Source organism: Nocardia asiatica NBRC 100129, from assembly GCF_000308415.1.
GTDB lineage: Bacteria > Actinomycetota > Actinomycetes > Mycobacteriales > Mycobacteriaceae > Nocardia > Nocardia asiatica.
In genome coordinates this window covers 43,459-66,749 of the sequence record NZ_BAFS01000007.1, presented here as the reverse complement: position 1 = coordinate 66,749, position 23,291 = coordinate 43,459, and the positions used below count along the sequence as shown (strand labels likewise).

General features: G+C 68.4%; 22 protein-coding genes. 13 read left to right on the top strand and 9 right to left on the bottom strand.

The features are described 5' to 3' along the window. Positions 1-22 precede the first annotated feature (22 nt). Positions 23-1,039 carry a dTDP-glucose 4,6-dehydratase gene (gene rfbB / locus ON27_RS01085; protein WP_043717955.1) on the bottom strand — a complete coding sequence of 339 codons (1,017 nt, stop codon included), beginning with the start codon at positions 1,037-1,039 and terminating at the stop codon, positions 23-25. 306 nt (positions 1,040-1,345) lie between these two features. Between rfbB and ON27_RS01080 the strand changes: the two genes are divergently transcribed. Further along, positions 1,346-2,053 carry a DUF8020 domain-containing protein gene (locus ON27_RS01080; RefSeq protein WP_043717952.1) on the top strand — a complete coding sequence of 236 codons (708 nt, stop codon included), beginning with the start codon at positions 1,346-1,348 and terminating at the stop codon, positions 2,051-2,053. Positions 2,054-2,381: 328 nt separating this feature from the next. Here ON27_RS01080 and ON27_RS01075 read toward each other — a convergent pair whose 3' ends face one another. Beyond that, positions 2,382-3,371, bottom strand: coding sequence for an alpha/beta hydrolase (locus ON27_RS01075; protein ID WP_051046102.1), 990 nt, complete (start codon positions 3,369-3,371; stop codon positions 2,382-2,384). A gap of 229 nt (positions 3,372-3,600) precedes the next feature. Between ON27_RS01075 and rfbA the strand changes: the two genes are divergently transcribed. Beyond that, entirely contained in the window at positions 3,601-4,473 is an 873-nt protein-coding gene (gene rfbA / locus ON27_RS01070; protein ID WP_043717949.1) for a glucose-1-phosphate thymidylyltransferase RfbA, read from the top strand. A 2-nt stretch (positions 4,474-4,475) separates the two neighbouring features. Further along, positions 4,476-5,024, top strand: a complete 549-nt coding sequence (locus ON27_RS01065; protein ID WP_043717947.1) for a dTDP-4-dehydrorhamnose 3,5-epimerase family protein — start codon at positions 4,476-4,478, stop codon at positions 5,022-5,024. A gap of 295 nt (positions 5,025-5,319) precedes the next feature. Here ON27_RS01065 and ON27_RS01060 read toward each other — a convergent pair whose 3' ends face one another. Next, the gene (locus ON27_RS01060) at positions 5,320-6,786 is read right to left on the bottom strand and encodes an MFS transporter (protein WP_043717944.1); all 1,467 of its coding nucleotides are present in this window, start codon (positions 6,784-6,786) and stop codon (positions 5,320-5,322) included. 85 nt (positions 6,787-6,871) lie between these two features. Between ON27_RS01060 and ON27_RS01055 the strand changes: the two genes are divergently transcribed. After that, positions 6,872-7,300, top strand: a complete 429-nt coding sequence (locus ON27_RS01055) for a MarR family winged helix-turn-helix transcriptional regulator (RefSeq protein WP_043717942.1) — start codon at positions 6,872-6,874, stop codon at positions 7,298-7,300. A 21-nt stretch (positions 7,301-7,321) separates the two neighbouring features. Here ON27_RS01055 and ON27_RS01050 read toward each other — a convergent pair whose 3' ends face one another. Beyond that, positions 7,322-8,197 carry a helix-turn-helix domain-containing protein gene (locus ON27_RS01050; protein WP_043717940.1) on the bottom strand — a complete coding sequence of 292 codons (876 nt, stop codon included), beginning with the start codon at positions 8,195-8,197 and terminating at the stop codon, positions 7,322-7,324. 210 nt (positions 8,198-8,407) lie between these two features. Beyond that, positions 8,408-8,980: a DUF4282 domain-containing protein gene (locus ON27_RS01045; RefSeq protein WP_043717937.1), complete on the bottom strand. Its 573-nt coding sequence runs from the start codon at positions 8,978-8,980 to the stop codon at positions 8,408-8,410. 394 nt (positions 8,981-9,374) lie between these two features. On the opposite strand from ON27_RS01045, the gene ON27_RS01040 reads away from it, so the two are divergent. The 3 genes from ON27_RS01040 (at position 9,375) to ON27_RS01030 (ending at position 13,134) form a co-directional block, all read left to right on the top strand. Further along, positions 9,375-9,893, top strand: coding sequence for a hypothetical protein (locus ON27_RS01040; protein WP_245559734.1), 519 nt, complete (start codon positions 9,375-9,377; stop codon positions 9,891-9,893). A 189-nt stretch (positions 9,894-10,082) separates the two neighbouring features. Beyond that, complete coding sequence (locus ON27_RS01035) at positions 10,083-12,269, top strand: molybdopterin-dependent oxidoreductase (RefSeq protein ID WP_043717933.1); 2,187 nt, start codon at positions 10,083-10,085, stop codon at positions 12,267-12,269. A 232-nt stretch (positions 12,270-12,501) separates the two neighbouring features. Then, positions 12,502-13,134, top strand: a complete 633-nt coding sequence (locus ON27_RS01030) for a pyridoxamine 5'-phosphate oxidase family protein (RefSeq protein WP_043717930.1) — start codon at positions 12,502-12,504, stop codon at positions 13,132-13,134. Positions 13,135-13,275: 141 nt separating this feature from the next. Here the strand turns inward: ON27_RS01030 and ON27_RS01025 are convergent, their stop codons facing one another. Continuing rightward, the gene (locus ON27_RS01025; protein ID WP_043717925.1) at positions 13,276-14,139 is read right to left on the bottom strand and encodes an NAD(P)-dependent oxidoreductase; all 864 of its coding nucleotides are present in this window, start codon (positions 14,137-14,139) and stop codon (positions 13,276-13,278) included. A gap of 99 nt (positions 14,140-14,238) precedes the next feature. Here ON27_RS01025 and ON27_RS01020 point away from each other — a divergent pair, with 99 nt between their 5' ends. Beyond that, complete coding sequence (locus ON27_RS01020; protein ID WP_043717921.1) at positions 14,239-14,598, top strand: winged helix-turn-helix transcriptional regulator; 360 nt, start codon at positions 14,239-14,241, stop codon at positions 14,596-14,598. On the opposite strand, the gene ON27_RS01015 is transcribed toward ON27_RS01020, so the two are convergent. Both ON27_RS01015 and ON27_RS44255 read right to left on the bottom strand, forming a co-directional pair. Next, positions 14,555-15,190, bottom strand: a complete 636-nt coding sequence (locus ON27_RS01015; RefSeq protein ID WP_051046101.1) for an SDR family NAD(P)-dependent oxidoreductase — start codon at positions 15,188-15,190, stop codon at positions 14,555-14,557. The two genes, ON27_RS01020 and ON27_RS01015, sit on opposite strands and share 44 nt — an antisense overlap. A 23-nt stretch (positions 15,191-15,213) precedes the next feature. Beyond that, positions 15,214-15,396 carry an SDR family NAD(P)-dependent oxidoreductase gene (locus tag ON27_RS44255; RefSeq protein WP_218002944.1) on the bottom strand — a complete coding sequence of 61 codons (183 nt, stop codon included), beginning with the start codon at positions 15,394-15,396 and terminating at the stop codon, positions 15,214-15,216. 120 nt (positions 15,397-15,516) lie between these two features. On the opposite strand from ON27_RS44255, the gene ON27_RS01010 reads away from it, so the two are divergent. Next, positions 15,517-16,161 (top strand): TetR/AcrR family transcriptional regulator, encoded by a 645-nt coding sequence (locus ON27_RS01010; RefSeq protein WP_043717917.1) that lies wholly within the window; start codon positions 15,517-15,519, stop codon positions 16,159-16,161. A gap of 75 nt (positions 16,162-16,236) precedes the next feature. Here ON27_RS01010 and ON27_RS43810 read toward each other — a convergent pair whose 3' ends face one another. Beyond that, the gene (locus ON27_RS43810; protein WP_083887314.1) at positions 16,237-16,764 is read right to left on the bottom strand and encodes a GtrA family protein; all 528 of its coding nucleotides are present in this window, start codon (positions 16,762-16,764) and stop codon (positions 16,237-16,239) included. A gap of 116 nt (positions 16,765-16,880) precedes the next feature. On the opposite strand from ON27_RS43810, the gene dprE1 reads away from it, so the two are divergent. The 4 genes from dprE1 to ON27_RS00985 all read left to right on the top strand — a co-directional run bounded on the left by dprE1 (position 16,881) and on the right by ON27_RS00985 (position 23,284). Beyond that, complete coding sequence (gene dprE1 / locus ON27_RS01000) at positions 16,881-18,368, top strand: decaprenylphosphoryl-beta-D-ribose oxidase (protein WP_043717913.1); 1,488 nt, start codon at positions 16,881-16,883, stop codon at positions 18,366-18,368. Next, positions 18,365-19,126, top strand: a complete 762-nt coding sequence (gene dprE2 / locus ON27_RS00995) for a decaprenylphospho-beta-D-erythro-pentofuranosid-2-ulose 2-reductase (RefSeq protein WP_043717911.1) — start codon at positions 18,365-18,367, stop codon at positions 19,124-19,126. The genes dprE1 and dprE2 overlap by 4 nt, the downstream gene beginning before the upstream one ends. A 216-nt stretch (positions 19,127-19,342) precedes the next feature. Further along, positions 19,343-21,301 (top strand): galactan 5-O-arabinofuranosyltransferase, encoded by a 1,959-nt coding sequence (locus tag ON27_RS00990; RefSeq protein WP_043718032.1) that lies wholly within the window; start codon positions 19,343-19,345, stop codon positions 21,299-21,301. Positions 21,302-21,421: 120 nt separating this feature from the next. Beyond that, entirely contained in the window at positions 21,422-23,284 is a 1,863-nt protein-coding gene (locus tag ON27_RS00985; protein ID WP_043717909.1) for a glycosyl transferase, read from the top strand. The last annotated feature ends 7 nt before the right edge of the window (positions 23,285-23,291 follow it).

The window sequence follows — 23,291 nt, the reverse complement described above, 5'->3', positions numbered from 1 at the left end:
TTCCCGCGGCGCCGCTGCCGTCTCAGTCTCCCGTGGCGCTGAGCGTGCGCTCGCCGGCGGCGAGGTAGGCCCGTTCGGTGGCGGCCTTGTACGGGCGCCACCAGTCTTCGTTGTCCCGGTACCACTGGACGGTCGCCGCCAGACCGGCGCGGAAGTCGGCGTAGTGCGGCCGCCAGCCGAGTTCGGCGCGCAGCAGGGTCGCGTCGATCGCGTAGCGCTGGTCGTGCCCGGGCCGGTCGGTGACGTGGTCGAAATCGTCGGGGTCGCGGCCGAACTCCGCGAGGATCATCCGCACCACGGACTTGTTGTCGAGTTCCCCGTCGGCGCCGATCAGATAGGTCTGCCCGATCCGGCCGTGGCGCAGGATCTCCCAGACGGCGCGATTGTGGTCCTCGACGTGAATCCAGTCGCGCACTTGGTGCCCCGCGCCGTAGAGCCGCGGACGCACCCCGTCGATCAGGTTGGTGATCTGCCGGGGGATGAACTTCTCGACGTGCTGGTAGGGCCCGTAGTTGTTGCTGCAATTGGAGATGGTGGCCCGCACGCCGAACGACCGGGTCCACGCCCGCACGAGCAGGTCACTGGAGGCCTTGGTGGCCGAGTAGGGGCTGGACGGGTTGTACGGGGTGGCTTCGGTGAACGCCGGATCGTCCGGGGCGAGGTCGCCGTAGACCTCGTCGGTCGAGACGTGGTGATAGCGCACGTCGTGCCTGCGCACCGCCTGCAACAGCGAATAGGTGCCGACGATGTTGGTCTGCACGAACGGCCACGGCTCGGCGAGGGAGTTGTCGTTGTGCGACTCGGCGGCGAAGTGCACCACCGCGTCCACGCCGCTGACCAGTTCGTCGACCAGGTCGAGGTCGGCGATGTCACCGTGCACGAAATCCACGCGGTCGGCCACCGGGGCGAGCGAGGCCCGGTTCCCGGCGTAGGTCAGGGCATCGAGGACGGTGACGGTCGTATCCGGATGGTCGGACACGGTCTGCTGGACGAAGTTCGCGCCGATGAAGCCGGCGCCACCGGTGACGAGCAATCGCACCCCATGACTCTACGTGGGGCCGGCGCGCCTCGGCGACAGACTCGAAATCCCGTGCGGCCGAGGGCCGCTCCAGATTTTCGATCTGTGACCTTCGTCTCATTGACTTCCCACCGGAAAGAACTCACGGATTGGTTCGCCGCGAAAAACCCCGGTCAGCGCCTACATTTCCGTAACCCCACCAAGCCGCAAGTCTCGACGGTGAACAAAATTTGAATAAACAGTCACAACGGGTTCACCACGCGTTAGCTGGTCTAGATTTTGCTCGTCTAGTCCCCTCCGAACGTTCCAATCGAGGTTCGAAACAAAATGCTGATGAGGAAATTCGCCGCGACGTCGGCGCTGCTGATCGCCGCTCTCGGCGTCACCGCAGGCACCGTGAACGCGGCTCCGGCCGCTGAGGCCGAAGGCGCCGTGAACTTCACCGCGCACTCCACCGAAACCCAGTCCATCATCACGACCGATGCCGGCTCCATGGTCGTCGAGGATGGCACCTTCAAGGTCAAGGCCGCCAACGGTGACGTCCTCACCGGTATGCCGCTGACCTTCCGGGTGGACGAGTTCGAGTTCCCGATCGCTGCCGAGATCGCGGACCGCACCGCCACCCTGACCCCGCAGTTCGACCTGGCGCACGCGACCTACAAGCCGGTCGCCCTCCCGTTCGAGGACAAGGCGCCCTGGAAGAGCGAGTACGACCGTGAGGTCGCCGCGTTCAACCGCTTGAAGGACACCATCTCCACCGGTGCCGCCATCGGCACCCTGGTCGGCGGCATCGGCGGCGGCGCCGTCGGTTGCGTCCTCGGCGGCATCGCCGGCGCCACCGTCGCCTCGGCGACGATCGTCGGCCTGTTCGGTCCGTTCATCCCGGCTGCCGCCATCGGCTGCCTCGGCGGCATCCTCGCCATCGGCGCGCTCGGCACCCTCGCGGGCCAGCTGCTGATCACCGCCCCGGTCGCGATCGGCGCTGCGATTCAGTACTTCACCACGGTCAACCAGCCGTTCACGCCCGCCAAGTAATTTCCGGCTGAACGCACACAACTGAATCGAAAAGCCGAGCCCCGTCCGCGCGACCACGCGGACGGGGCTCGGCGTTATTCAGCTCGCCCAGGAGAAGGTGAACAACCACTGAACAAAATGGAACCAACGGAATTTTGCTTGCGCTGACCTGCGCTATCAAGGCCAGATAACTTCTATCCGGAATTTCGAAGTTCTGGTCGTCACCAGCGGCATACGCGTGACCAGCGCGCAGCTCGCGCCACCGGCGCCCTCGCCGCGCACCCCGGACAGGACGCGAGCCCCGTCCCGGCCGAACGCGGGGCGAGGCTCGCCTCGGAAGGCAGGACGGTCAAGCCGTCCGTACCTGCTGGTCGTCCTCGATGCGGGCGCGCACGAACCGCGAGACCCGCGCCAGCGCCGCCCTGCTCTCCGGCAGGCCCGGCGCGATGCTCATGAAGGCGTGCACTTGGCCGCGCCACAGTTCCAGCGTGTTCGGTACACCCACCGCGGTGAGCCGCTGCGCCATCAGCTCGGAGTCGAACCGCAGCACCTCGTCCTCGGCGGCGATCAACAGCACCGGAGGCAGCCCGGACAGTGTCGCGTTGACCGGCGACAGACTCGGATCGAGCATCCCGTCGACCTCCGCGCCGATGCGCACCACCGCCGCCAACGCCGACAGCGGGATGTACGGATCCCGCGTAACGTTCACATAGTCCCGCTTCGCCGCGTAGTCCAGGTCCAGCAGCGGGCTCAAACCGACCAACCCGGCCGGTGCGGGCAGTCCCTCCGCCAGGGCGAGCAGTGCGGTCGCGAAGGCGAGGAAACCGCCCGCCGAGTCGCCCGCGAAGACGATCCGCGCCGGATCCGCGCCGTGGCGCAGCAGCCAGCGATAGGCGGACAAACAGTCCCGCACCGACTGGGAGATGCGGGTGCCGGGCAGTTGGCGGTACTCGACATTGATCACCGGCAGCCCGATACGGCGGGCCAGGCTCGCCGCGACCGGACGGTGGCTACAGGTGTCGCAGATCGCGAAGCCGCCGCCGTGCATGTACAGCACCGCCCCGTGGCGCAGCGCCCGCGCCGCGCCGGCCGGGCGAATGATCTCCAGGCGGAGGCCGCGCAGCGAAACCTGCTCCCGATCGATGCCGTGCGGCCGCGGACGCAACCGCGCCAGCCCGCTCACCGTGGCGGCCCCGAAGGGAATGGTCGTCCTGGTTACCGGGAAGGTGCGCAGCACCGGCCGCACCACGCCCATACAGGTGGCCAGCAGCAGGCGCGATTGCGCGCTGGGGCCCTGCGGATTCATCACCACGCCGGGCTCGCCTTGTCTGGTCGCCATCGCGCACCTACCTCACAACTGGCGCGCCGATTCACGACCGGACCGAGGTCGCCCAGGCGAGGTGTCGGCGCTGACATCTCACACAGTGTCTTTTCAGAACACCATGCGCATCGTGACCTACGCAACAGAATCGCCCGATCCACGCCGTCGCGAAACGCCTCGTGACCGAATCGAGGACTACTCGGAACCTCACCGAATCCCGGCGCCGTGAAACTGGCAGACTCCATGCATGCGCGGAATCATCTTGGCGGGCGGCACCGGCTCCCGGTTGCACCCGATCACGCGCGGGGTGAGCAAGCAGCTGGTCCCGGTCTACGACAAACCCATGGTCTACTACCCCCTTTCCACGCTGATGCTCGCGGGGATCAGGGACATCCTGGTGATCACCACGCCCGAGGACGCCGCGGCGTTCCGGCGGCTGCTCGGCGACGGCGCGCAGTTCGGTCTGTCGCTGAGCTACGTGGTTCAGCCCGAGCCGGACGGCTTGGCCAGGGCCTTCGTCCTCGGCGCCGACCACATCGGCACCGATCGCGCCGCACTGGTGCTCGGCGACAACATCTTCCACGGGCCCGGCCTCGGCACCAGTCTGCATCGCTTCCACGAGATCGACGGCGGGGCGGTGTTCGCGTACTGGGTGTCGGACCCGACGGCCTACGGCGTCGTGGAGTTCACCGAGGGGCGTGCGGTGTCCATCGAGGAGAAGCCGAAGGCGCCGCGGTCCAACTACGCAATTCCCGGCCTGTACTTCTACGACAACGACGTGGTGGAGATCGCCCGTTCGCTGCGGCCGTCCGCGCGTGGCGAATACGAGATCACCGACATCAATCGCGCCTACCTGGAACAGGATCGGCTGAGCGTGGACGTGCTCGCCCGCGGCACGGCCTGGCTGGACACCGGCACCTTCGATTCCCTGCTCGACGCGGCCAATTACGTGCGCACCATCGAGGAGCGGCAGGGCCTGAAGATCGGCGTGCCCGAGGAGGTGGCCTGGCGGATGGGCTACATCGACGACGAGGGACTGTGCGCGCTCGCCGAACCGCTGGTGCGCTCCGGGTACGGCCGCTACCTGCTCGATCTGCTCGAACGCGGACGGGACTGGTGAGCATGGAATTCCGGGAACTCGCGGTGCCGGGCGCGTGGGTGATCACACCGCGTCAGCACGGCGACGATCGCGGCATGTTCATGGAAGGGTTCAAGGCCTCGGAGTTCGAGAAGGCGACCGGGCGGGCGTTCGACCTGCGGCAGGTGAACTGCTCGGTGTCGGCGGCCGGGGTGCTGCGCGGCATCCACTACACCGAGGACCCGCCCGGGCAGGCCAAGTACGTGACCTGCGTGCGTGGCGCGTTCCTCGACGTGGTGGTGGACCTGCGTCCCGGCTCGCCGACCTACGGGCGCTGGGACAGCGTGCTGCTCGACGACGTCGACCGGCGCTCGGTGTTCCTGTCCGAAGGGCTCGGCCACGCGATCCTCTCCCTCGAGGACGGATCGACGGTCACCTACCTGTGCTCGCTGGAATACCAGCCCCAGTTCGACCACGACATCGATGCGTTCGATCCCACGCTGGGCATCGAGTGGCCGAGGGTGGGGCGCAACGGCAACGAGCTCACCTTCGTCCGTTCCGCGAAAGACACCGCGGCCCCGCCGTTCTCCTGATTCACCCGGAGGCGGAGTCGACGCGGCCCCAGCCGATGTCGGGCGTGGCCCAGCAGGGCGAGGCAGCCGCCGAGCGGCACAGCTGACCGAGCGTGGCGGAGGCGTCGGACCGAGCAGGGTGCGGCAGCGTATTCCCGACCCAGCCCAATCCGATACCCGGGCAGGCAAGGCGACAACCGCATCGAAGCCGCGGCCGGACGGCGGCGACTTGCGCCGGGCCGAGCGAAGTTCGGCGGCCGCACACACCGAGCGCCGCCACCCGGTGCGGTGACGGCGCTCGGCGGTAGGCGGCCGGTCAGGCGACGAGTTCCAGCTCCTTCGCCTCGTCCGCCGCCCGCTCCTGGGCGCGGACGCGCGGCGCGAAGGCCAGCAGGGCGACGAGCGCGCCGACGATGGACACGCCCGCGGCGAACTCCAGGCCGGGCCGGTAGGTGTCGAGCATCCCGGCGGCCGAGATGTCGGCGTGCGCGCCGGAGGAGATGATCGCCGTGGTCACCGCGAGCACGATGGCCGCGCCGACCTGCATGGAGGTCTGCAGCACACCGGCGGCGAGGCCCTGCTCGTCATCATCGATGCCGTTGGTGGCCTGGATGTTGATGGCCGGGAAGCCGACCCACCCGATGCCGATGAGCAGCACCGCGGGCAGCAGCATCGTCAGGTAGGACGGCGCGGTGTCCAGCCGCAGGAACAGCAGGTACCCGACGGCCATCACGACCATGGTGACCGCGATCACCGGCCCGGTGCCGAAACGATCCACCAGCTTGTCGGAGAAGAACGCCGACAGCACGACGAGCAGACCGACCGGCAGCAGCGCCATCGCCAGCTTCAGCGGCGACCAGGCGAGCGTGTCCTGCATGTACAGCGTGACGATGAACTGCCAGCTGAAGTAGGACCCCGCCACCGCGACGATCGCGAGGCTGGCGCGGACCAGCGAGGACTTGCGCAGGATGCCCAGGCGCACCAGCGGGTAGCGCACCCGCTTCTCCACCCCGACGAATCCGGCGAACAGCGCGACGACCGCGACGAACGATCCGACGGTGCGCGCCGAGGCCCAGCCCACTTCGGGCGCGGCGACCACGGTGTAGACCAGCAGCAGCATGGCCGCGGTGGACAGCAGCGCTCCCAGCAGGTCGTGTCCGCCTTCCTCGGCGGGCTTGTCCTTGGGCACCAGCAGGTAGGCGGCCCCCAGCGCGGCGAGCGCGATCGGCACCGGCAGCAGGAACGTCCAGCGCCAGCCGACACCGGTCATCAGCCCGCCGAACAGCAGACCCATCGAGTAGCCGCCCGCGCCGAACACCGTGTAGATGGACAGCGCCTTGTTCCTGGCCGGTCCCTCGGCGAAGTTCGTGGTGATGATGGACAGGCCGGTCGGCGCGGTGAACGCGGCGGCGAGGCCCTTGATGAAACGGGTCAGGATCAGCAGCGGACCGGAGCTGACCAGGCCACCGGCGAGCGAGGCGACCGCGAAGACCGCGAGCGCGATCAGGAAGACCTTGCGCCGCCCGAGCAGGTCGGCGGTGCGGCCGCCGAGCAGCAGCAGGCCGCCGTATCCGAGCACGTAGCCGCTGACCAGCCACTGCAGGGTCGAGGTGGACAGATCGAGTTCCGCGCCGATGGACGGCAGCGCGACACCGATCATCGAAACGTCGAGACCGTCGAGGAACAGCACGATGCACAGCGTGATCAGCATGCCCCAGAGCCGGGCTGACCATCTGGTCGGATCGGTCGCCGCGGCGGCCGAGAGCGTGGCTGGTGAAGTCATGCGGAGGACATTACATGCGTGTGCATTAAATGCCAACACATTTAATGCAGTTGCATGAACATGCCCGGACCACTAGGATGGGGCCATGTCGAAGCCGACCACCGTGGACCCAGCCCGGCGCATCGTCGCGCCGACCGGGCTGGTCGAAGAGTGGCGCGAGCTGCTCGACCGGCACGCGACGGTGAGTTGCGCACTCGAGAAGGCGCTCCAGAACGGGCATCAGATCGGCCTCAGCGAATTCGAGACGCTGGATCGGCTGGTCGACGCGAACTGCGGCGACTACCGTATGAGCGATCTGGCCAACGACATCTACCTCAGTCAGAGCGCGCTGTCGCGGGCCGTCGCCCGGCTGGAGCGCGACGGCCTCGTCCAGCGCACGATGTGCGCGCAAGACCGCCGCGCCGTGTTCGTCTGCCTCACCGAGAAGGGCCGCCAAGTCTACGAACAGGCCCTGCCCACCCACCGAGCCGTCCTGAGCGATACCTGGGAGAAGCCGGGCCCGCCGAAGTGCTGATCAGCGCGAGGTAACCGCAGGTCACAGCGACCGAAGGGCGGCATCGACGCCTGGGCGCAGGTCGACCGCCATCGCATCGATACTCGCGAACGCCGCGCGGAAACGCGCGATCTCGTGCTCCTTGTCCACATAGATCGGTCCGGTGAACGCCTCCACGTAGACCACCGGCGGTTCGGACGGCTCGCCGGAAGCCGCCTCGGGGAAATCGAGCAGCACGAACCGACCCGAGGTCATGCCGTCGTGATAGCCGCAGTCCATGGGCACCAGCCGGATCCGGACGTTCGGCAACTCGGCCATGCGGTGCAGCCGGTCGAGTTGCTCGGCGAACACCGCCGGGTCGCCGATCCGCCGCCGCAGCACCGCCTCGCCGATCAGGGCGTCCAGCCGCAACGGTGCGTCGGTGCGGGTGACCAGCGCCTGCCGGGCTTGCCGTAGGCGCACTCTGCGGTCGAGTTCGTCGGCGGACAGCTCCGGATGCGCGGCGGCCAGCACCGCGCGGGTGTAGCCCTCGGTTTGCAGCAGTCCTGGGACGAGTTCGTTCTCGTAAGTGGACAGCCTAGTGGCCGCCTCTTCCAGCCCGATGTAGACGTCGAAGCCCTCCGGGATCACGTCGCCGTACGCGGTCCACCATCCCTTGGCTTTGGTGTCGCGCGCCAGCGTGCGCAACGGTTCGAGCAGCTCGGGCGGCGCGCCGTAGACCTTGCACATCGCCTCGACATCGAGACCGCGCAGCGAGGTCTGACCGGTCTCGATCCGCCAGATCTTCGCCTCCGACCACTCCAGTTGCCGCGCGGCCACGCGCGTCGTCATCCCGGCCCGGTTGCGCAGGTCGCGCAGCTGCCTGCCGAGCTGTCGCCGCGGCATGGTCGATCCGGTGGTCCCCTGTGGTAAAGCCATGCTTCCCCCCTGTCTCGCCGTACACCGGCCGCACCGTGAACCGTGCCAGGTCTGCGACGCGGCCCCGCCTCTCCGGACACCCGTGGTGGATGTGCGGGGTATCCGAACAGCATTGTTCACAGTGAAACTCGCACCGGTCACGGCGGGTGTCTCGGCTAGGCCGGTGGCTTCAGGGAGTCAAACCCCTTCCGCGCAGCGCGATTTCGTCTCCTACCTGCGCGGGCTTCGCTTGCGGAAACGCCAGAACTGCACCGCGCGAACGTCTTCGGACAGTTGGTTGACCGGCTCGGCCACGTCCGACAGCGCCTGGAACAGGTCGTCGGCCAGTTCGCTGATGTGCTCCACCCTGGTCGCCAGACGCGAGGCGTTCACCAGGAACTCCAGCATCAGGCGGACGGCCGCCGCGATGGTCAGGCCGAGCGGAACGCCCAGCACCGCGGCGAGCACGCCGAGCACCGCGGACACCCGCCACGCCGACACCGTCAGCATGAGAGGGACGGCGACGGCGAACACCAGCCCGAGGACGTAGGCCAGCGGCAGAAGCGTGCGGGTGGCCGGGCGGTGGAACTGGACGTCGAACAGGGCGCGCGCGGCCGCGGCGCTCCACTGCGCGAACGCACGCGGACTGCGGAACGGCTCGGCGGGCTGGTCCTCGTCGGCGGCCCCGGACAACCGCTCGGCCGCCGACTCCTTCCACGCGACCCAGCGGGACTCGGCCTCGTAGTCCTCGTCGTCCGCGGGCGCACCGGCGGGCGCGCCGGTGCCGTTGGATTCGTCACTCATGCCGGGTCCTCCTCCGGGCCTGACGCTCATGCTCTGTCCTCCTCGGCATGCGCGGGCCCTGCGTGGTCACGCGAGCTGCCGCCTCCGGGCCTGACGCTCATGCCGGAATCCTCCCTGCCCGGGGCGGGCGAATCCAGCCGGAAACGCACTCGACCGGGATGTTCTCGTACCAGCAACATCGTTCACACCCATCCACAGCGATCTCGCGGCCTCGGCACAGCGAGCGGCCAGGTCCGCGGCCGAAAGTAGCTGCGTGGCAAGCCTGGCGAGCCACCTCGGGATGCTTGGCCGAAAGCCGACGAACCCCCTCGGAAATGAGACGTAGACGACACTCCGGAAATTCTTTCGGAGAACCCGTAACGTCCGCGGCGGCCCCCGGCGATACGACCCATGAATGCAGGACCCAGAGATCTACCGGGGAATGGAGAAGACAGTGCGCACCACGTTTCCGACTTCCGTCACGGCGGCCGAACTGACCGCCGCTGCGCAGGACTACAACCAGCGCGGGTGGACGGTCGCCGAAACGGCCAACGGTCTGAGCCTGATCACCGACAACGACCTGTCCGGCATCGAGGTCACCGGCGAACTGGCCGGCGAGGTCCGCCGCTTCCTGCGCGCGAACAACCTGTCCGGTGCGGTGATCGAGATTCCCGGCCCGGAGCGTCGCGAGATCCACCTGGTCACCGGCGTCCGCAAGGCCGCGATGGCGCTGCAGGCGCTGCGCGAGGCCGGCGCCACCGTGTACACCGACGGCGCGGGCATCCCGCTGCCGCCCACCCATCTGTCGGCCGGTTCGGCCTGCTGGGGCGTCGCACCCGCCGAGGCCCGCTGGGTGCCGCCGGTCGTCGCGATCGCAGCTGCCGTGCGCGCCGCCACCGCCTCGCGTCGCGCGAAGCTGACCATCGCCTGCTGAAGCAACGCGCCCATGATCGAGTTCACCTGCTGATCGCGGGCCGGGGCCGCGCTACCCGGCCTGTTTGCGACCGGTATCCGTCCTGACGCTCCGGCTCCCCACCCCGGAGCGTCACCGGGTACCGGTCGTTTGGCGTCGCGATATCAAGCGTTCTCTTTTCAGTTTCGCCACCGGACGACAAGATGGGGTATGGCCCCGATCACGCAATCGCGCAATCTGCTGCGGACCTGCCCGCTCTGTGAGGCGGTCTGCGGCCTGGAACTCACCCTGGATCCCGACGACCACGTGACCTCGGTCCGCGGCGATCGCAGCGATCCCTTCAGCAAGGGCTTCATCTGCCCCAAAGGGGCCAGCTTCGGCCACCTCGACGAGGACCCCGACCGGGTGACCGAACCGCTGATCCGCGATCGCGTAACCGGTGCTCGGCGCACTGCGACCTGGGACGAAGCTTTCGACTACATCGCCGAGCGCTTCCCCGCCGTCGTGGCCGAGCACGGAAACCAGTCGGCCGGGGCATACTTGGGCAACCCCAACGCGCACACGGTGGCAGGCACGCTGTACGTGCCGATGCTGCTGCGTGCGCTCGGCACCAAGAACATCTTCTCGGCCAGCACCGCCGACCAGATGCCCAAACAGGTCGCCAGCGGACTGATGTTCGGCGACCCGCTGACCGTGCCCGTGCCCGACCTGGACCGCACCGATTATCTGCTGATGCTCGGGGCCAATCCGCTGGAGTCGAACGGCTCACTGTGCACCGCACCCGATTTCCCGGGCAGGTTGAAGGCGCTGCGCGGCAGGGGCGGCCGCTTCGTGGTGGTCGATCCGAGGGTGACCCGCACCGCGAAACTGGCCGACGAGCACCTGTTCATCCGGCCCGGCAGCGACGCGTACCTGCTGTTCGGCATCGTGCACACGCTGTTTTCCGAGCAGCTGACCGATCTGCGTGTCGAGGTCACCGGCCTGGACGAACTGCGCACGGCCGCCGCGGCATTCGACCCCGAGACGGTCGCGGCCCGCACCGGCGTCCCGGCCGCCACGATCGTGCGCTTGGCCCGCGAGCTCGCGGCGGCGCCGACCGCGGCGGTGTACGCCCGCATCGGCACCTGCACCGCGGAATTCGGCACCATCACCCAGTGGCTCGTCGACGCCATCAACGCGCTGACCGGCAACCTCGACTCCCCCGGCGGCGCGATGTTCGCCACCGCCGCCGCGGGCGGCATCCCGCGTACCAGGCCGTTCCGCACCGGCCGCTGGACCAGCCGGGTGCGCGAACTGCCCGAGGCGATGGGCGAACTGCCCGTCGCCACGCTCGCCGACGAGATCACCACGCCCGGCGCGGGGCAGATCCGCGCGCTGGTGACCGTCGCCGGGAATCCGGTGCTGTCCGCGCCCAGCGGAGCCCGCTTGGACGAGGCGTTCGCCCAGCTCGACTTCATGGTGAGCGTGGACCGGTACCTGAACGAAACCACCAAGCACGCCGACGTGATCCTGCCTCCGCCGCGCCCCATCCAGTCGGCCCACTACGACTTCGCGCTGCTGCAATTCGCCGTGCGGAACTACACCCGCTACTCCCGTCCGTTGGTGCCACTGGGCGATCGGCCGTCCGAGCCCGCCGTGCTGGCTCGCCTCGCCGCGGCGCTGACCGGCAGGCCGCACAACGGCTCCGACGGGGTCGATCCGCTCACCGCCGTGGACGAACTCGTCATCGCGGGGATGCTGCACAAGGCCGGGATCGCACAGCGGCGCGGCGACCTGATCGGCGAGAACAGCACCGAGCAGCGCATCGATCTGATGCTGCGTCTCGGACCGTACGGGGAATGGAACGGCGGCGCGCTCAATCTGCAAGTGCTGCTGGACAACCCGCACGGCCTCGATCTCGGCCCTTTGCAGCCCCGGCTGCCGGGCGTGCTGCGTACGGCGAGCGGCCGGGTGGACCTGGCCCCCGCACCACTGCTCGATGACGTGGCGCGGATGAAGGCGCGGCTGTCGGACGCCGCACCGGAGATCGTGCTGATCGGGCGGCGGCAGCTTCGGTCCAACAACAGTTGGATGCACAACATCGCACCGCTGGTGAGCGGATCGAATCGCTGCACACTGCACATCAATCCGGCCGACGTGGCGCGACTCGGGCTCGGCGACCGAGCGGTGGTCAAGTCGGCCGCCGGGACACTGACGGTCCCGCTGGAGCCGACAGAGGCCATCATGCCGGGCGTGGTGAGCCTGCCCCACGGGTGGGGCCACGCCGACAGCGAGCAGAGCGTGGCCCGTGCGCACGCGGGCGTCAACGCCAATGTGCTCACCGATGATTCGGTGGTCGACGCGCCTTCCGGGAACGCCGTGTTCAACGGGGTTCCGGTCACGCTGGCCCCTGCCTGAGGCACCGTGCATCACTTCCGCAAATCCCGACCGGCCGGAAATAATTCCGGCCGGTCGGCTCTTAGCTAATCTATGGAAATCACTGCGCCGGAAGCGAATCGCGGACCGAATCTCCGTGGATTCCGGCGTTTTGCCGCGCGCTCTTCATCTAAAATTGTCGCGATCTCGGTACGACCGCGGTTCAACGTCGAGCCTGGCGGACCCCGGATTCCGGCAACCAGAGGGGGCGGCAATGCCCGGCACACACAACGGCAGCGACGGTGAGCGTGAGCTGCAGGAACGGTACGGAACACAAGATCGCGCCCAGCGCTTCTACGACGATCAAGTGCTCGATCGCCTCAATCCGGCGATGATCGAATTCATCGGCCGGATGGATATGGCTTTCATCGCCACGGCGGACAAACGCGGCGAATGCGACTCGACTTTCCGTGCCGGGGTACCCGGCTTTCTGCATGTCATCGATGAACGCCGGATCGCCTACCCGGAATACCGTGGCAACGGCGTGATGGCCAGTCTCGGCAATATCCTGGAGAATCCGCACGTCGGGATTCTGCTCATCGATTTCGTGCGCGACCTCATCGGACTGCACATCAACGGCTCGGCACATATCGTCCCGGACCCCGCACTCCGGAGCGTCGTGACCGACCTGCCCGTCGATCACAAGGGCCGCACTGCCGAGAACTGGGTAGTGGTCGACGTCGAAGAAGCCTACATCCACTGCCGCAAACACATCCCGCACCTGGTCCTCGCCCCACGCGAACAGCGCGAGTGGGGCACCGACAACGTGCGCGCCAAAGGCGGCGACTACTTCGGCGCGAAGGCGGAGAAGAACGAACTGGCCGAGACGTCGATCAGCGCTTCCTGAGGGGTGGGCGGCCGAGCGAGCCCGGCATCAACCGCTCCCCATCCTGCCCAAGCGGACACACCACGGACCTGCGGTCGACCAGTGCCTCCGACTCGACCGAGGGCGGGCATCGCCTCGCCCCTCGATCCACTCGCAGAACTCTCAGCGGCGCAGGAGGTCGACGACGCCGGTGGTCGACTCGTTCCCGCCGCCCTCGGCCAACCGGCGCTCCATCAGCGCCATGAAGGGCGTGAGGAGTTCCGGGCTGACGCCTTGTTCGGTGGCGGTACGCAGCAGCGTTCGATTGCTCGTCACCATCATGGCCAGGTTCGACTCGACGCCTTCGGTGTAGTCGCCGCTGGCCAGTTGCGCGGCGGTGCCGTACGCGTATCCCGCCATGGCCTGCTGGTAGGCGACCAGGAGCGGCGCGAACTCCACCGGCGCGATGTCTTCCTTGCCGATCAGCGCGAAAGCGTGTGCGGCGCCGGCGAACATGCCCCACATGGCACTCAGCAGGGCAACGTCGTACAGGGCTGCGAATCCGGGGTCCGCGCCCACGTACTCGACACCGGCGGGTACGGCCAAGGTCTCGGCGTACGTCTCGTGCAACTGCGGCGAACCGCTGTAGAACACGTACGCGCCCGAGCCGGCCACCCCGATCATCGACGGAACGGCCATGATCCCGCCATCCAGGAAACGTCCCCCGCGGGCGGTGATCCATTCGGAGAGCCCGCGGGCTTCCGCGGGGGTGCTGGTGGTCAGGTTGACGATGTCGCGACCGGTCAGGTCGATCCCGTCCAGGGTGGCACGCACCGAAGCATCGTCGAGCAGGCAAACGACGACGAGAGTGTTCGCGGTGACGGCGGCGGCGACGGTGGTGGCGACCGTCGCCCCCTGCGGCGCCTGCCGGGCACTGCGATTCCAGACCGTGACGGCGTGGCCGGCAGCAAGCCAGGCGCGGACGAGGGCCGACCCCATGTCACCGAGACCGAGGACAGTGAGCGCTTTGTTCGAGTTGACGGACATGACCGCTACTCTTCGTCCGGCGCCCGGGCCGGACAAGTACGCACAGGGAAGTGGGTACGCACCTCCGGGTAAGCAAACAGGCAGGTGAAAGGGGTAGTCGTGCCGATCACACGCAGGCCGGGTGCGTACACGTGCGGGCTCGACGCGACACTGTCGGTCCTGAACGGCAAGTGGAAGATGCTGATCCTCTGGCCCCTGAGCGAACGCCCCCACCGCTTCGGTGAGCTGCGTCGCCAGGTGCCGGGCGTCACCGAGAAGGTCCTCACCACACACCTGCGCGAACTCGAGGCAGACGGGATCGTCCACCGCGAGGTGTACGACGAAGTGCCTCCCCGAGTCGAATACTCGCTGACCCCGCTGGGTGAACAGCTCAACGCCGCCCTGCTCCCGCTGGAAGCGTGGGGCCGGGCGAACCTCATGGCTTCGGGGTCTGAACCGCTAGGAGCAGATCAGCGGTGATACGCGCCAATCGGTCGGCAGCTTCGGGGTCGAACGGACGGCCGTGGACGTCGACCGGATCGTCCTGCATGAAAGCGCTGAGGCGTGCGGTCGGCGGGTGGTCGAGGTGACGGAGGATGCGAGTGAGAGCGGCTTGCACCGGTTGACCCCGCTTCCGCATGCTCGCGACCAATTCGGCACTGGCGGCGTCGTATTGCCCGGTGAATCCGGTCGCCGTCAGTCCGGGATGCAACAGGACATATCGAATCCGGCTGTCGGGATAGCGCCGAGTGAAGTTCACCGCGAGTAGATCGCTCAGCTTCCCGCATTGCCGCATGACCGCGTCCGGGTCGTAGGACTCGGCGAACTGCAGGTCTTCCCAGCGAATTCCGGCGAGGTCGCCACCGGGGCCGGACAGGTCGAGGATCACTGGAGCGTCCGCCCGGTCCAACTGGGTCACGATGCCGTGCCCGAGCAGGTACCTGCTCAGATAGAACAGCGCGAAACCGGCTTCGAAACCTTCCGCGGTGACGAACCGCGTGGCGCGGTAGTAGCGCGCGCCCAGCACCAGCGTGTCCACCACCTCGTGCGCCGCCGTGATCTGCTCGATCACCCGCCTGTTCTCCGCGACCGAGCTCAGATCCGCCCGGATGACTCGATGCGCGCGCCGGCCTCCAGTTCGGCGGCGGCATCCAGCATCGCCTGCCCTTTGGACGCGTCGGTGCCGATGACGACGACCTGATCGCCGCGACGCAGGTAGGTCAGCGCCAGCGCCTTTCCCATGCCATCGGTCCCGCCGGTAATCACCGCTGTTTTCACGGTCATTCCCTTCGCATAGATCCACAAGAACAGTCGATTAGACTCACCAGTCTAGGTTGACCAGTCTGACTGAGCAGACTCGCGAGTTCAAATCGCTGGTCCGACGGTTATGATGACCGCATGACCGCGTTGCAGACCTCAGGGAACTGGCGAACGCCGTCCCGTGGCCGGATCGACAAAGAGCAGGCCGTTCTGGGCGCGGCGTTCACGGTCTTCGCGCGAGAGGGATACGCGCAGGCCCGGGTGGAGGACATCGCCGCCGAGGCCAAGGTCGCCAAGGCCACGGTCTACAACCACTTCCACGACAAAGAGTCCTTGTTCCGCCGAGCGGTGCAATCGCTTTCGCAGACCGCGCTCGCGGCGAACCTGGGCGTGATCGAGCAGCTCGAATCCTCCGGTGACGACCTGCCCGCTCGCTTACGTGAAGTCGGGCTGCGATTGCTCAGGTGCTACTGCGCCGAGGAATCGCGTGCGTTGCGACGGCTGGTCTCCGCCGAAGCCACGCGATTTCCGGATCTGATCGATCTGGTGACCGAGGTCTCCCGTCGCACCACCGCCGCACTCGGCGATCGGCTCGCCCGGCTGTCGCTGGCCGGCCGGCTCGGCATCGATGACCCCGAGATGGCAGCCGGGCAGTTCACCGCACTGCTGGCCGGTCCCGCCGACGGTCTGCTCCGGCTCGGGACATCGCCGGTCCCCGACGCCGAACTCCGCAACCTCACCGACTCCGCGGTGGCCACTTTCCTCAAGGCCTTCGGCCGCTGACTACACGCAGCGAGGGCACCGTAAGTGAGCCAGCCGGTTGCCAGGTCGCGAAGATCGAGGCGGCCGACCCGCGCCTCAGCGGATCTTGAAGATCACCAAGCGCTGGACGACGAAGTTGATGACCGTCGCGGTGCCCTGGGCGACGACGAAGGCCAGCGGCTGCCGCCACCACTCGCCGGGCAGGGTGAAGTAGAGCAGTGCGTTGATGCCGACCTGCACCGCGAAGGTCACCGCGTAGAGGGCGACCACCGCGAGGAAGCGGACGCGGCTGGGCGCGGCCTGGAAGGTCCAGCGGCGATTGATCAGGTAGGCCGTGGTGGTGCCCGCCACGAAGCCGATCGACTTGGCGACATTGACCGGGAGGCCCACCAGGTTCAGCAGCAGGCTGTAGAGCCCGTAGTCGACGACGGCCGAGAACCCGCCGGTGAGGGTGAACCGGATGATCTGCGTTTTGAGATCGACCTCGGCGCTGGGCTCGATCCGGCGCTCCCGGGACCCTGCGTGGTCACGCACGCTGCCTCCTTCGGGCCCGTCGCTCGCGTCGGCGGGCTCGTCGACCAGGGGCAACTCCGCCGGCAGCGGCAGGTGGGGTTCGGCTTGCACGCCGACGAGCGTAGCGGCCGACCGGGAAATGGCCGAGATTCGGTTGGGCGACGCGTACATCACTACCCAGGGGTAGAGCGACCCCGTCCCCATCTGGCGTCATACCTGTAGCCTCTATGCCGATGTCCACGAAAGCTCCGACCGCCACCAAGACAACCGGGAACGACAAAGGCGCCGGCGTCACGAACGACGGCCCGGCCGCGGGGAACGCGTTCGATCTTCCGACGCGCACCCGCACGTTGACCGGGTGGGGTCGCACCGCACCCACCTCTTCCGAAGTGCTCTCGACCAGCGATCCCGAACTGATCGCCAAGGCAGTCGCCATGGTCGCCGAGGACAACGACGCCAAGCCCGCCCACCTGCGGCGCGGCGTGATCGCCCGCGGCCTCGGCCGCTCCTACGGCGACCACGCGCAGAACGCGGGCGGCCTGGTCGTCGACATGACCGCGCTGAACAACATCCACCGCATCGATCGCGACACCCGCATCGTGGACGTGGACGGCGGTGTCAGCCTGGATCAACTCATGAAGGCCGCGCTGCCGTTCGGCCTGTGGGTGCCGGTGCTGCCCGGCACCCGCCAGGTGACCATCGGCGGCGCGATCGCCTCCGACATCCACGGCAAGAACCACCACAGCGAGGGCAGCTTCGGCAACCACGTGCGCTCGATCGATCTGCTCACCGCCGACGGGCAGGTGCAGCACATCACGCCGAAGCGCAACGCCAAGCTGTTCTGGGCGACCGTCGGCGGCAACGGGCTCACCGGCATCATCCTGCGCGCGACCATCGAGATGGTGCCCACGGAGACCGCCTACTTCCTCAACGACGGCGTGAAGACCACCACGCTCGACGAGACCATCGCCGCGCACAGCGACGGCAGCGAGTCGAACTACACCTACTCGAGCGCCTGGTTCGACGTGATCAGCCCGCTGCCCAAGCTGGGCCGCGCGACGATCACCCGGGGCAGGCTGGCGAAGCTGGACGAGCTGCCCAAGCGGCTGCGCAGCAAGCCGCTGAAGTTCGACGCGCCGCAACTGATGACCGTCCCGGACATCTTCCCGAACTGGACGATGAACAAGCTGACGCTGATGTCCATCGGCGAGGCGTACTACCGGATGGGCGGCAACTACACCGGCAAGGTGCAGAATCTGACGCAGTTCTACCACCCGCTGGACATGATCGCGGAGTGGAACCGCGGCTACGGCTCCAACGGCTTCCTCCAGTACCAGTTCGTGGTGCCGACCGAGGCGGTCGAGGAGTTCAAGCGGATCATCGTCGACATCCAGGCGTCCGGGCACTACTCGGCGCTCAACGTGTTCAAGCTGTTCGGCCCGGGCAACCAGGCCCCGCTGAGCTTCCCGATGCCGGGCTGGAACATCTGCGTCGACTTCCCGATCAAGCCGGGCCTCAACGAGCTGGTCGGCGAGCTGGACCGGCGGGTGCTCGAGTTCGGCGGGCGGCTGTACACCGCGAAGGATTCGCGGACCACCGCCGAGACGTTCCACCGGATGTATCCCCGGATCGATGAGTGGATCAAGGTGCGCAGGAGCGTCGACCCCACAGGCGTGTTCATGTCCGATATGGCGAGAAGGCTGGAGCTGCAGTGATCAATGCCGTTGGCAACCCGCAGTCGATTCTGCTGCTGGGCGGCACCTCGGAGATCGGCTTGGCGATCTGCGCGGAGTACCTGAAGAAGGGCCCCGCGCGCATCACCCTCGCGGCGCTGCCCGGTGATCCGCTGCGCGAGGACGCGGTCGCGCAGATGAAGGCCGCGGGCGCGAGCCAGGTCGACGTCATCGATTTCGACGCGCTCGACACCGAAGGCCACGCCAAGGTGATCGACGCGGCGTGGGACGCCGGCGACGTGGACGTCGCCATCGTCGCCTTCGCGCTCGACGGCGATCCCGAGGAGCTGTGGCAGAACCAGGGCAAGGCCGTGCGGGTCGCCCAGGTCAACTACACCGCGGCGGTTTCGGTCGGCGTGCTGGTCGGCGAGAAGATGAAAGCGCAGGGCTTCGGGCGGATCATCGCCCTGTCCTCCGTCGCCGGTGAACGGGTGCGGCGCTCGAACTTCGTCTACGGATCGACCAAGGCCGGGCTGGACGGCTTCTACCTCGGCCTCGGCGAGGCGCTGCGCCCGCACGGTCCCCGCGTGCTGGTGATCCGGCCCGGCATGGTGCGGACCAGGTTCTCCGCGCATGTCGACGAGGCCCCGCTCACCGTCGACAAGGAAGACATCGCCGTGCTGGCGGTGTCGGCGTCACAGCGGGGGAAGGACCTGGTCTGGGCGCCGGGAGCCTTCCGCTACGTGATGATGGTCCTGCGGCACATCCCGCGCTCGATCTTCCGCAGACTGCCGATCTGACCTTCGGCGAACGAGCCCGGACCCGGTGCCCGCGTGATCGGTGATCGCGCGGGCACCTATCGTCTGACGGAGTGGATCCTGTGAACCCGGAGGCGCCATGCGAGTAATCCCCTGCGACGTGCGCGGAGCGGTCCGTTGAGCACGGTGACCGCGACGGACCAAGCGCCGCCGCGTCCCGCCGATCCGGCCCCGGCGCCGGGGCGGACAGCGCTCGCGGTGCGGCAGGTCGCCTCCGGAGTCGGTGAGGCCGCGCTCGCCGCGCTCGTCGCCGTGGTGGTGGCCGCCGTCGGGCTCGTCGCGTTCTCGATGGTGCAGTGGCCCGCCTTCAACTCCTCGAACGTGACCCGGGCGCTGACCACGGTGGGCCAGGTCGGCGCGGCGGCGCTGCTCGCGGTCGCCATCGCGCTGCTGCGGCTGCGCAAGTGGCTCTGGGCGGCCAAAGTGCTGTCCTGGGTCGGTCTTTCGACGTTCGTCACGGTCACCCTCGGCATGCCGTTGGCGGCGACGAAGCTGTATCTGTTCGGCGTCTCGGTGGATCAGGAGTTCCGCACCGAATTCCTCACCCGGCTGACGGATTCCGCCGCGCTGCGCGACATGACCTACGCGGATCTGCCGTCGTTCTATCCCGCGGGTTGGTTCTGGATCGGCGGACGACTGGCGAACCTGCTCGGCATGGACGGCTGGGAGGCGTTCAAGCCGTACGCGATCGGCTTCCTCGCGGTGGCCGCGGTCGTCGCGCTGGTGCTGTGGTCGAAGCTGATCCGCGCCGACTGGGCCGTGGGCGTCACGGCGGCGAGCACGGCGGTCACGGTGGCCTACGCCGCGCCGGAGGCGTACAGCGCCGTCATCGTGCTGCTGCTGCCGCCCGCGCTCGTGCTCGCCTGGGGCGCGCTGTACCGGCCTCTGGAGGACGTGCGATCGACCGCAGCGGCCGAGCGCCGCACCGCCGGGGGCTGGGGCGCGATCGTCGGCACCGGGCTGTTCCTGGGCTGGGCGGCCACGTTCTACACCCTGTACTTCTTGGTGGCCGCGTTCGCGGTCGCTTTGATGGGCCTGCTGGCGGCGGTCCTCGCGGTCCGGGAGCAGCGCACGACGAACCATCCCCGCCGCACCGGCTCCGCCGTGGACACCGGCCGTCCCGCGTGGCGCGCGGCGGTGCCACCGCTGGCGCGACTGGTGGTGATCGGCGTCATCTCCGGCCTGGTCGCACTGCTGGTGTGGGGGCCGTACCTGGCGAAGGCGCTGCGCGGCACTACGGCGAGTTCCGGAACCGCCCTGCACTACTTGCCGGAGGCGGGCGCGGAACTGCCGCTGCCGATGTTCCATTTCTCGCTGCTCGGCGCGCTGTGCCTGCTCGGCACGATCTGGCTGGTGCTGCGCGCCGCGTCGTCACGCCGGGCGCAGGCGCTGACGATCGGCGTGGCGGCGATCTACCTGTGGACGCTGCTGTCCATGGCGGCCACCGCCGCGGGCACCACGCTGCTGTCCTTCCGGTTGGAACCGCTGCTGCTGGTGCTGCTGGCGGTGGCGGGCGCGTTCGGGTTCGTGGAGGGCGCGCGGGTGATTTATCAGGCGTTGAACGAACCCGCGCGGTTCCGGCTCGTCGCGATCGTGGTCGCGACGATCGGCGCGTTGGCGTTCACCCAGAACATCCCGCACGTGCTGGCGTCGGAGATCACCACCGCGTACACCGATACCGACGGCGACGGGAATCGTGCCGACCGACGGGCGGCCTCGGCGGTGTCCTTCTATGACGAGGTGGACGCGGCACTCACCGCGCAGACCGGTCGCCCGCGCTCGGACACCGTGGTGCTCACCGCCGACACCAGCTTCCTTTCCTTCTATCCCTACTTCGGCTACCAGGCCCTCACCTCGCACTACGCCAATCCGCTCGCCGATTTCGCGGGCCGGGCGGCGACCATCGAGCGCTGGAGCGAACTGAAGACGCCACAGGAGCTGCTGGACGCGCTGGCGACGAGTCCATGGCGCGCGCCGGACGCGTTCCTGTTCCGGCGCAGCGGGGACGCGTACACGCTGCGGCTGGCCAAGGACGTCTACCCGAACGACCCGAACGTCGAGCGCTACACGGTGAGCTTCCCCAAGCAGCTGTTCGCCGACCCGCGTTTCACCACCACCGTCATCGGGCCGTTCACCCTGGTCACCGTGCGCCGCTGATCGTTCAGCGCGCGACGATTGAACTCGCGCGAAATGGATACCCCTTCGGTTTGTCGGTCCACGCACAGCGTGGTTGGTCACGGAGGCGGCTATCGAACGCTGGCGAGGAGTGGTGCGCAGGTGACATGGGCACAGGACGTCGATACCGGCGAACAGGCGGAATCGGCGGCGGTCGCAGTCGCGACGGAGACCACGACAGCGGCCGGAGTGCTCAGCCGCCCCGCGCGCACGCGGAGGATCCCCCGGACCGGTGGCGCCGATCTGCTCGTCGGCATGGGCTACCTGGCACTGGCCGCGACGGTGCTCTCGGGTCAGTGGCGTGACACCGGCAGCGGGTACCTGATCAAGAGCGGTCAGGACCAGACGATGTGGGAGTGGTTCTTCGCGGTCACCGCCCACTCGGTGGCAACCTTGCGCAATCCGCTCGGCACCGATCTGCAGAACTTCCCGGCCGGAGTGAACATGATGGCCAACACGGCCATGTTCGGCGTCGGCGTGCCGTTGACGCCGGTCACCCTGCTGTTCGGTCCCACCGTCACGTTCGTGCTCGTGCTCACGCTCGGGCTGGCCGGGACGGCGTTCGCCTGGTACCGCCTCTTCGCCTTCGCGCTCGTCGGCTCCAGGGTCGCGGCGGTGATCGGTGGCCTGTTCTGCGGTTTCGCGCCCGGCATGATCTCCCACGCCAACGCGCACCCGAATTTCGTCGTGCTGCTGTTGCTGCCGGTCATCGCGGGCCGACTGATCCGGATGGCGCGACGAGCCGCCGCGGCGGAACCGGACCGGCCGCGCGGGCGGGTGCGCGACGCCGTCGTCCTCGGACTGCTGGTCGCTGTGCAGATCGCGCTCGGCGAGGAGCCGCTGTTGATCTTCGCCCTCGCGTTCGCGGTATTCGCGCTCGTCTACTACCTGCATGTTCCGCGCACCGCACTGCGCGTCACGCGCACCCTCGCGCCGACCATGCTGCTGGCCGCGACGATCACGCTGGCGCTCACCGAGGTGCCGCTGTGGTGGCAGTTCTTCGGACCGCAGAGTTACCGCTCGATCGACCACGGGCCGATGGGCAACGATCTGCGAGCGCTGGTGCAGTTCCCTTCCGAATCACTGGGCGGGATCTTCGCGCCGGGCGTGAACGTCGCGATCAACCCGACCGAGCAGAACGCGTACTTCGGCTGGCCGCTACTGCTGCTGGTGTTGTTCACGGTGGGACTGCTGTGGCGCGATCGCGTGGTCCGGGCCGCGGGCGTGGTGATCGCGGTCTTCGGCGTGCTGTCGCTGGGCGCGGTCGCCACGATCGGCAAGCGGCCGACCGGCGTCGAACTGCCGTGGCGCTGGGCCGAACAGGTACCGCTGCTGAATACCGTGCTGGAGAGCAGACTGAGCATGGCGGCGATCCCGGCCATCGCGGTGGTGCTCGCGCTGGCCACCGAGCGCGCGGTGACGACCTGGACGCAGTCGGCGGTGGACTGGAAGCCGCTCGCGTGGTTCGCCGCGCTCGTCTGCGCGCTGCTGCCGCTGACCCCGACCATCCTCCCCGTGGTCGAGCGAGCGCCGACACCGGATTTCTTCGCCGACGGCGCCGTCCGCCGCTACGTCGCCGACGGCTCGGTGGTCGTCGTCCCGCCGCCCCGGCCGCCCGACGCGCGGGCCCTGCGCTGGCAGGCCGACGGCGGTTTCGCCTTCCCGCTGGCCGGGGGCTACTTCGTCGGCCCGACCGGCACCACCAAGAAAGGGATCTACGGACCCGAGGCCCGCCCGACCACCACCCTGCTGGTGCAGGTGCAGGACACCGGAGTGGTGCCGCCGATCGACGCCGACGTGCGCACCCGCGCGCTGACCGACCTGCGGTTCTGGCAGGCCGACGTGCTGGTGCTACCCCCGGCGAAGAACGGCGAGGCGCTGCGCGAGACGGTCACGCAACTGCTCGGCTTCGCACCGACCCCGGTCGAGGACGTCTGGCTGTGGGACGTTCATACGCTGCGGTAGTCGGGGG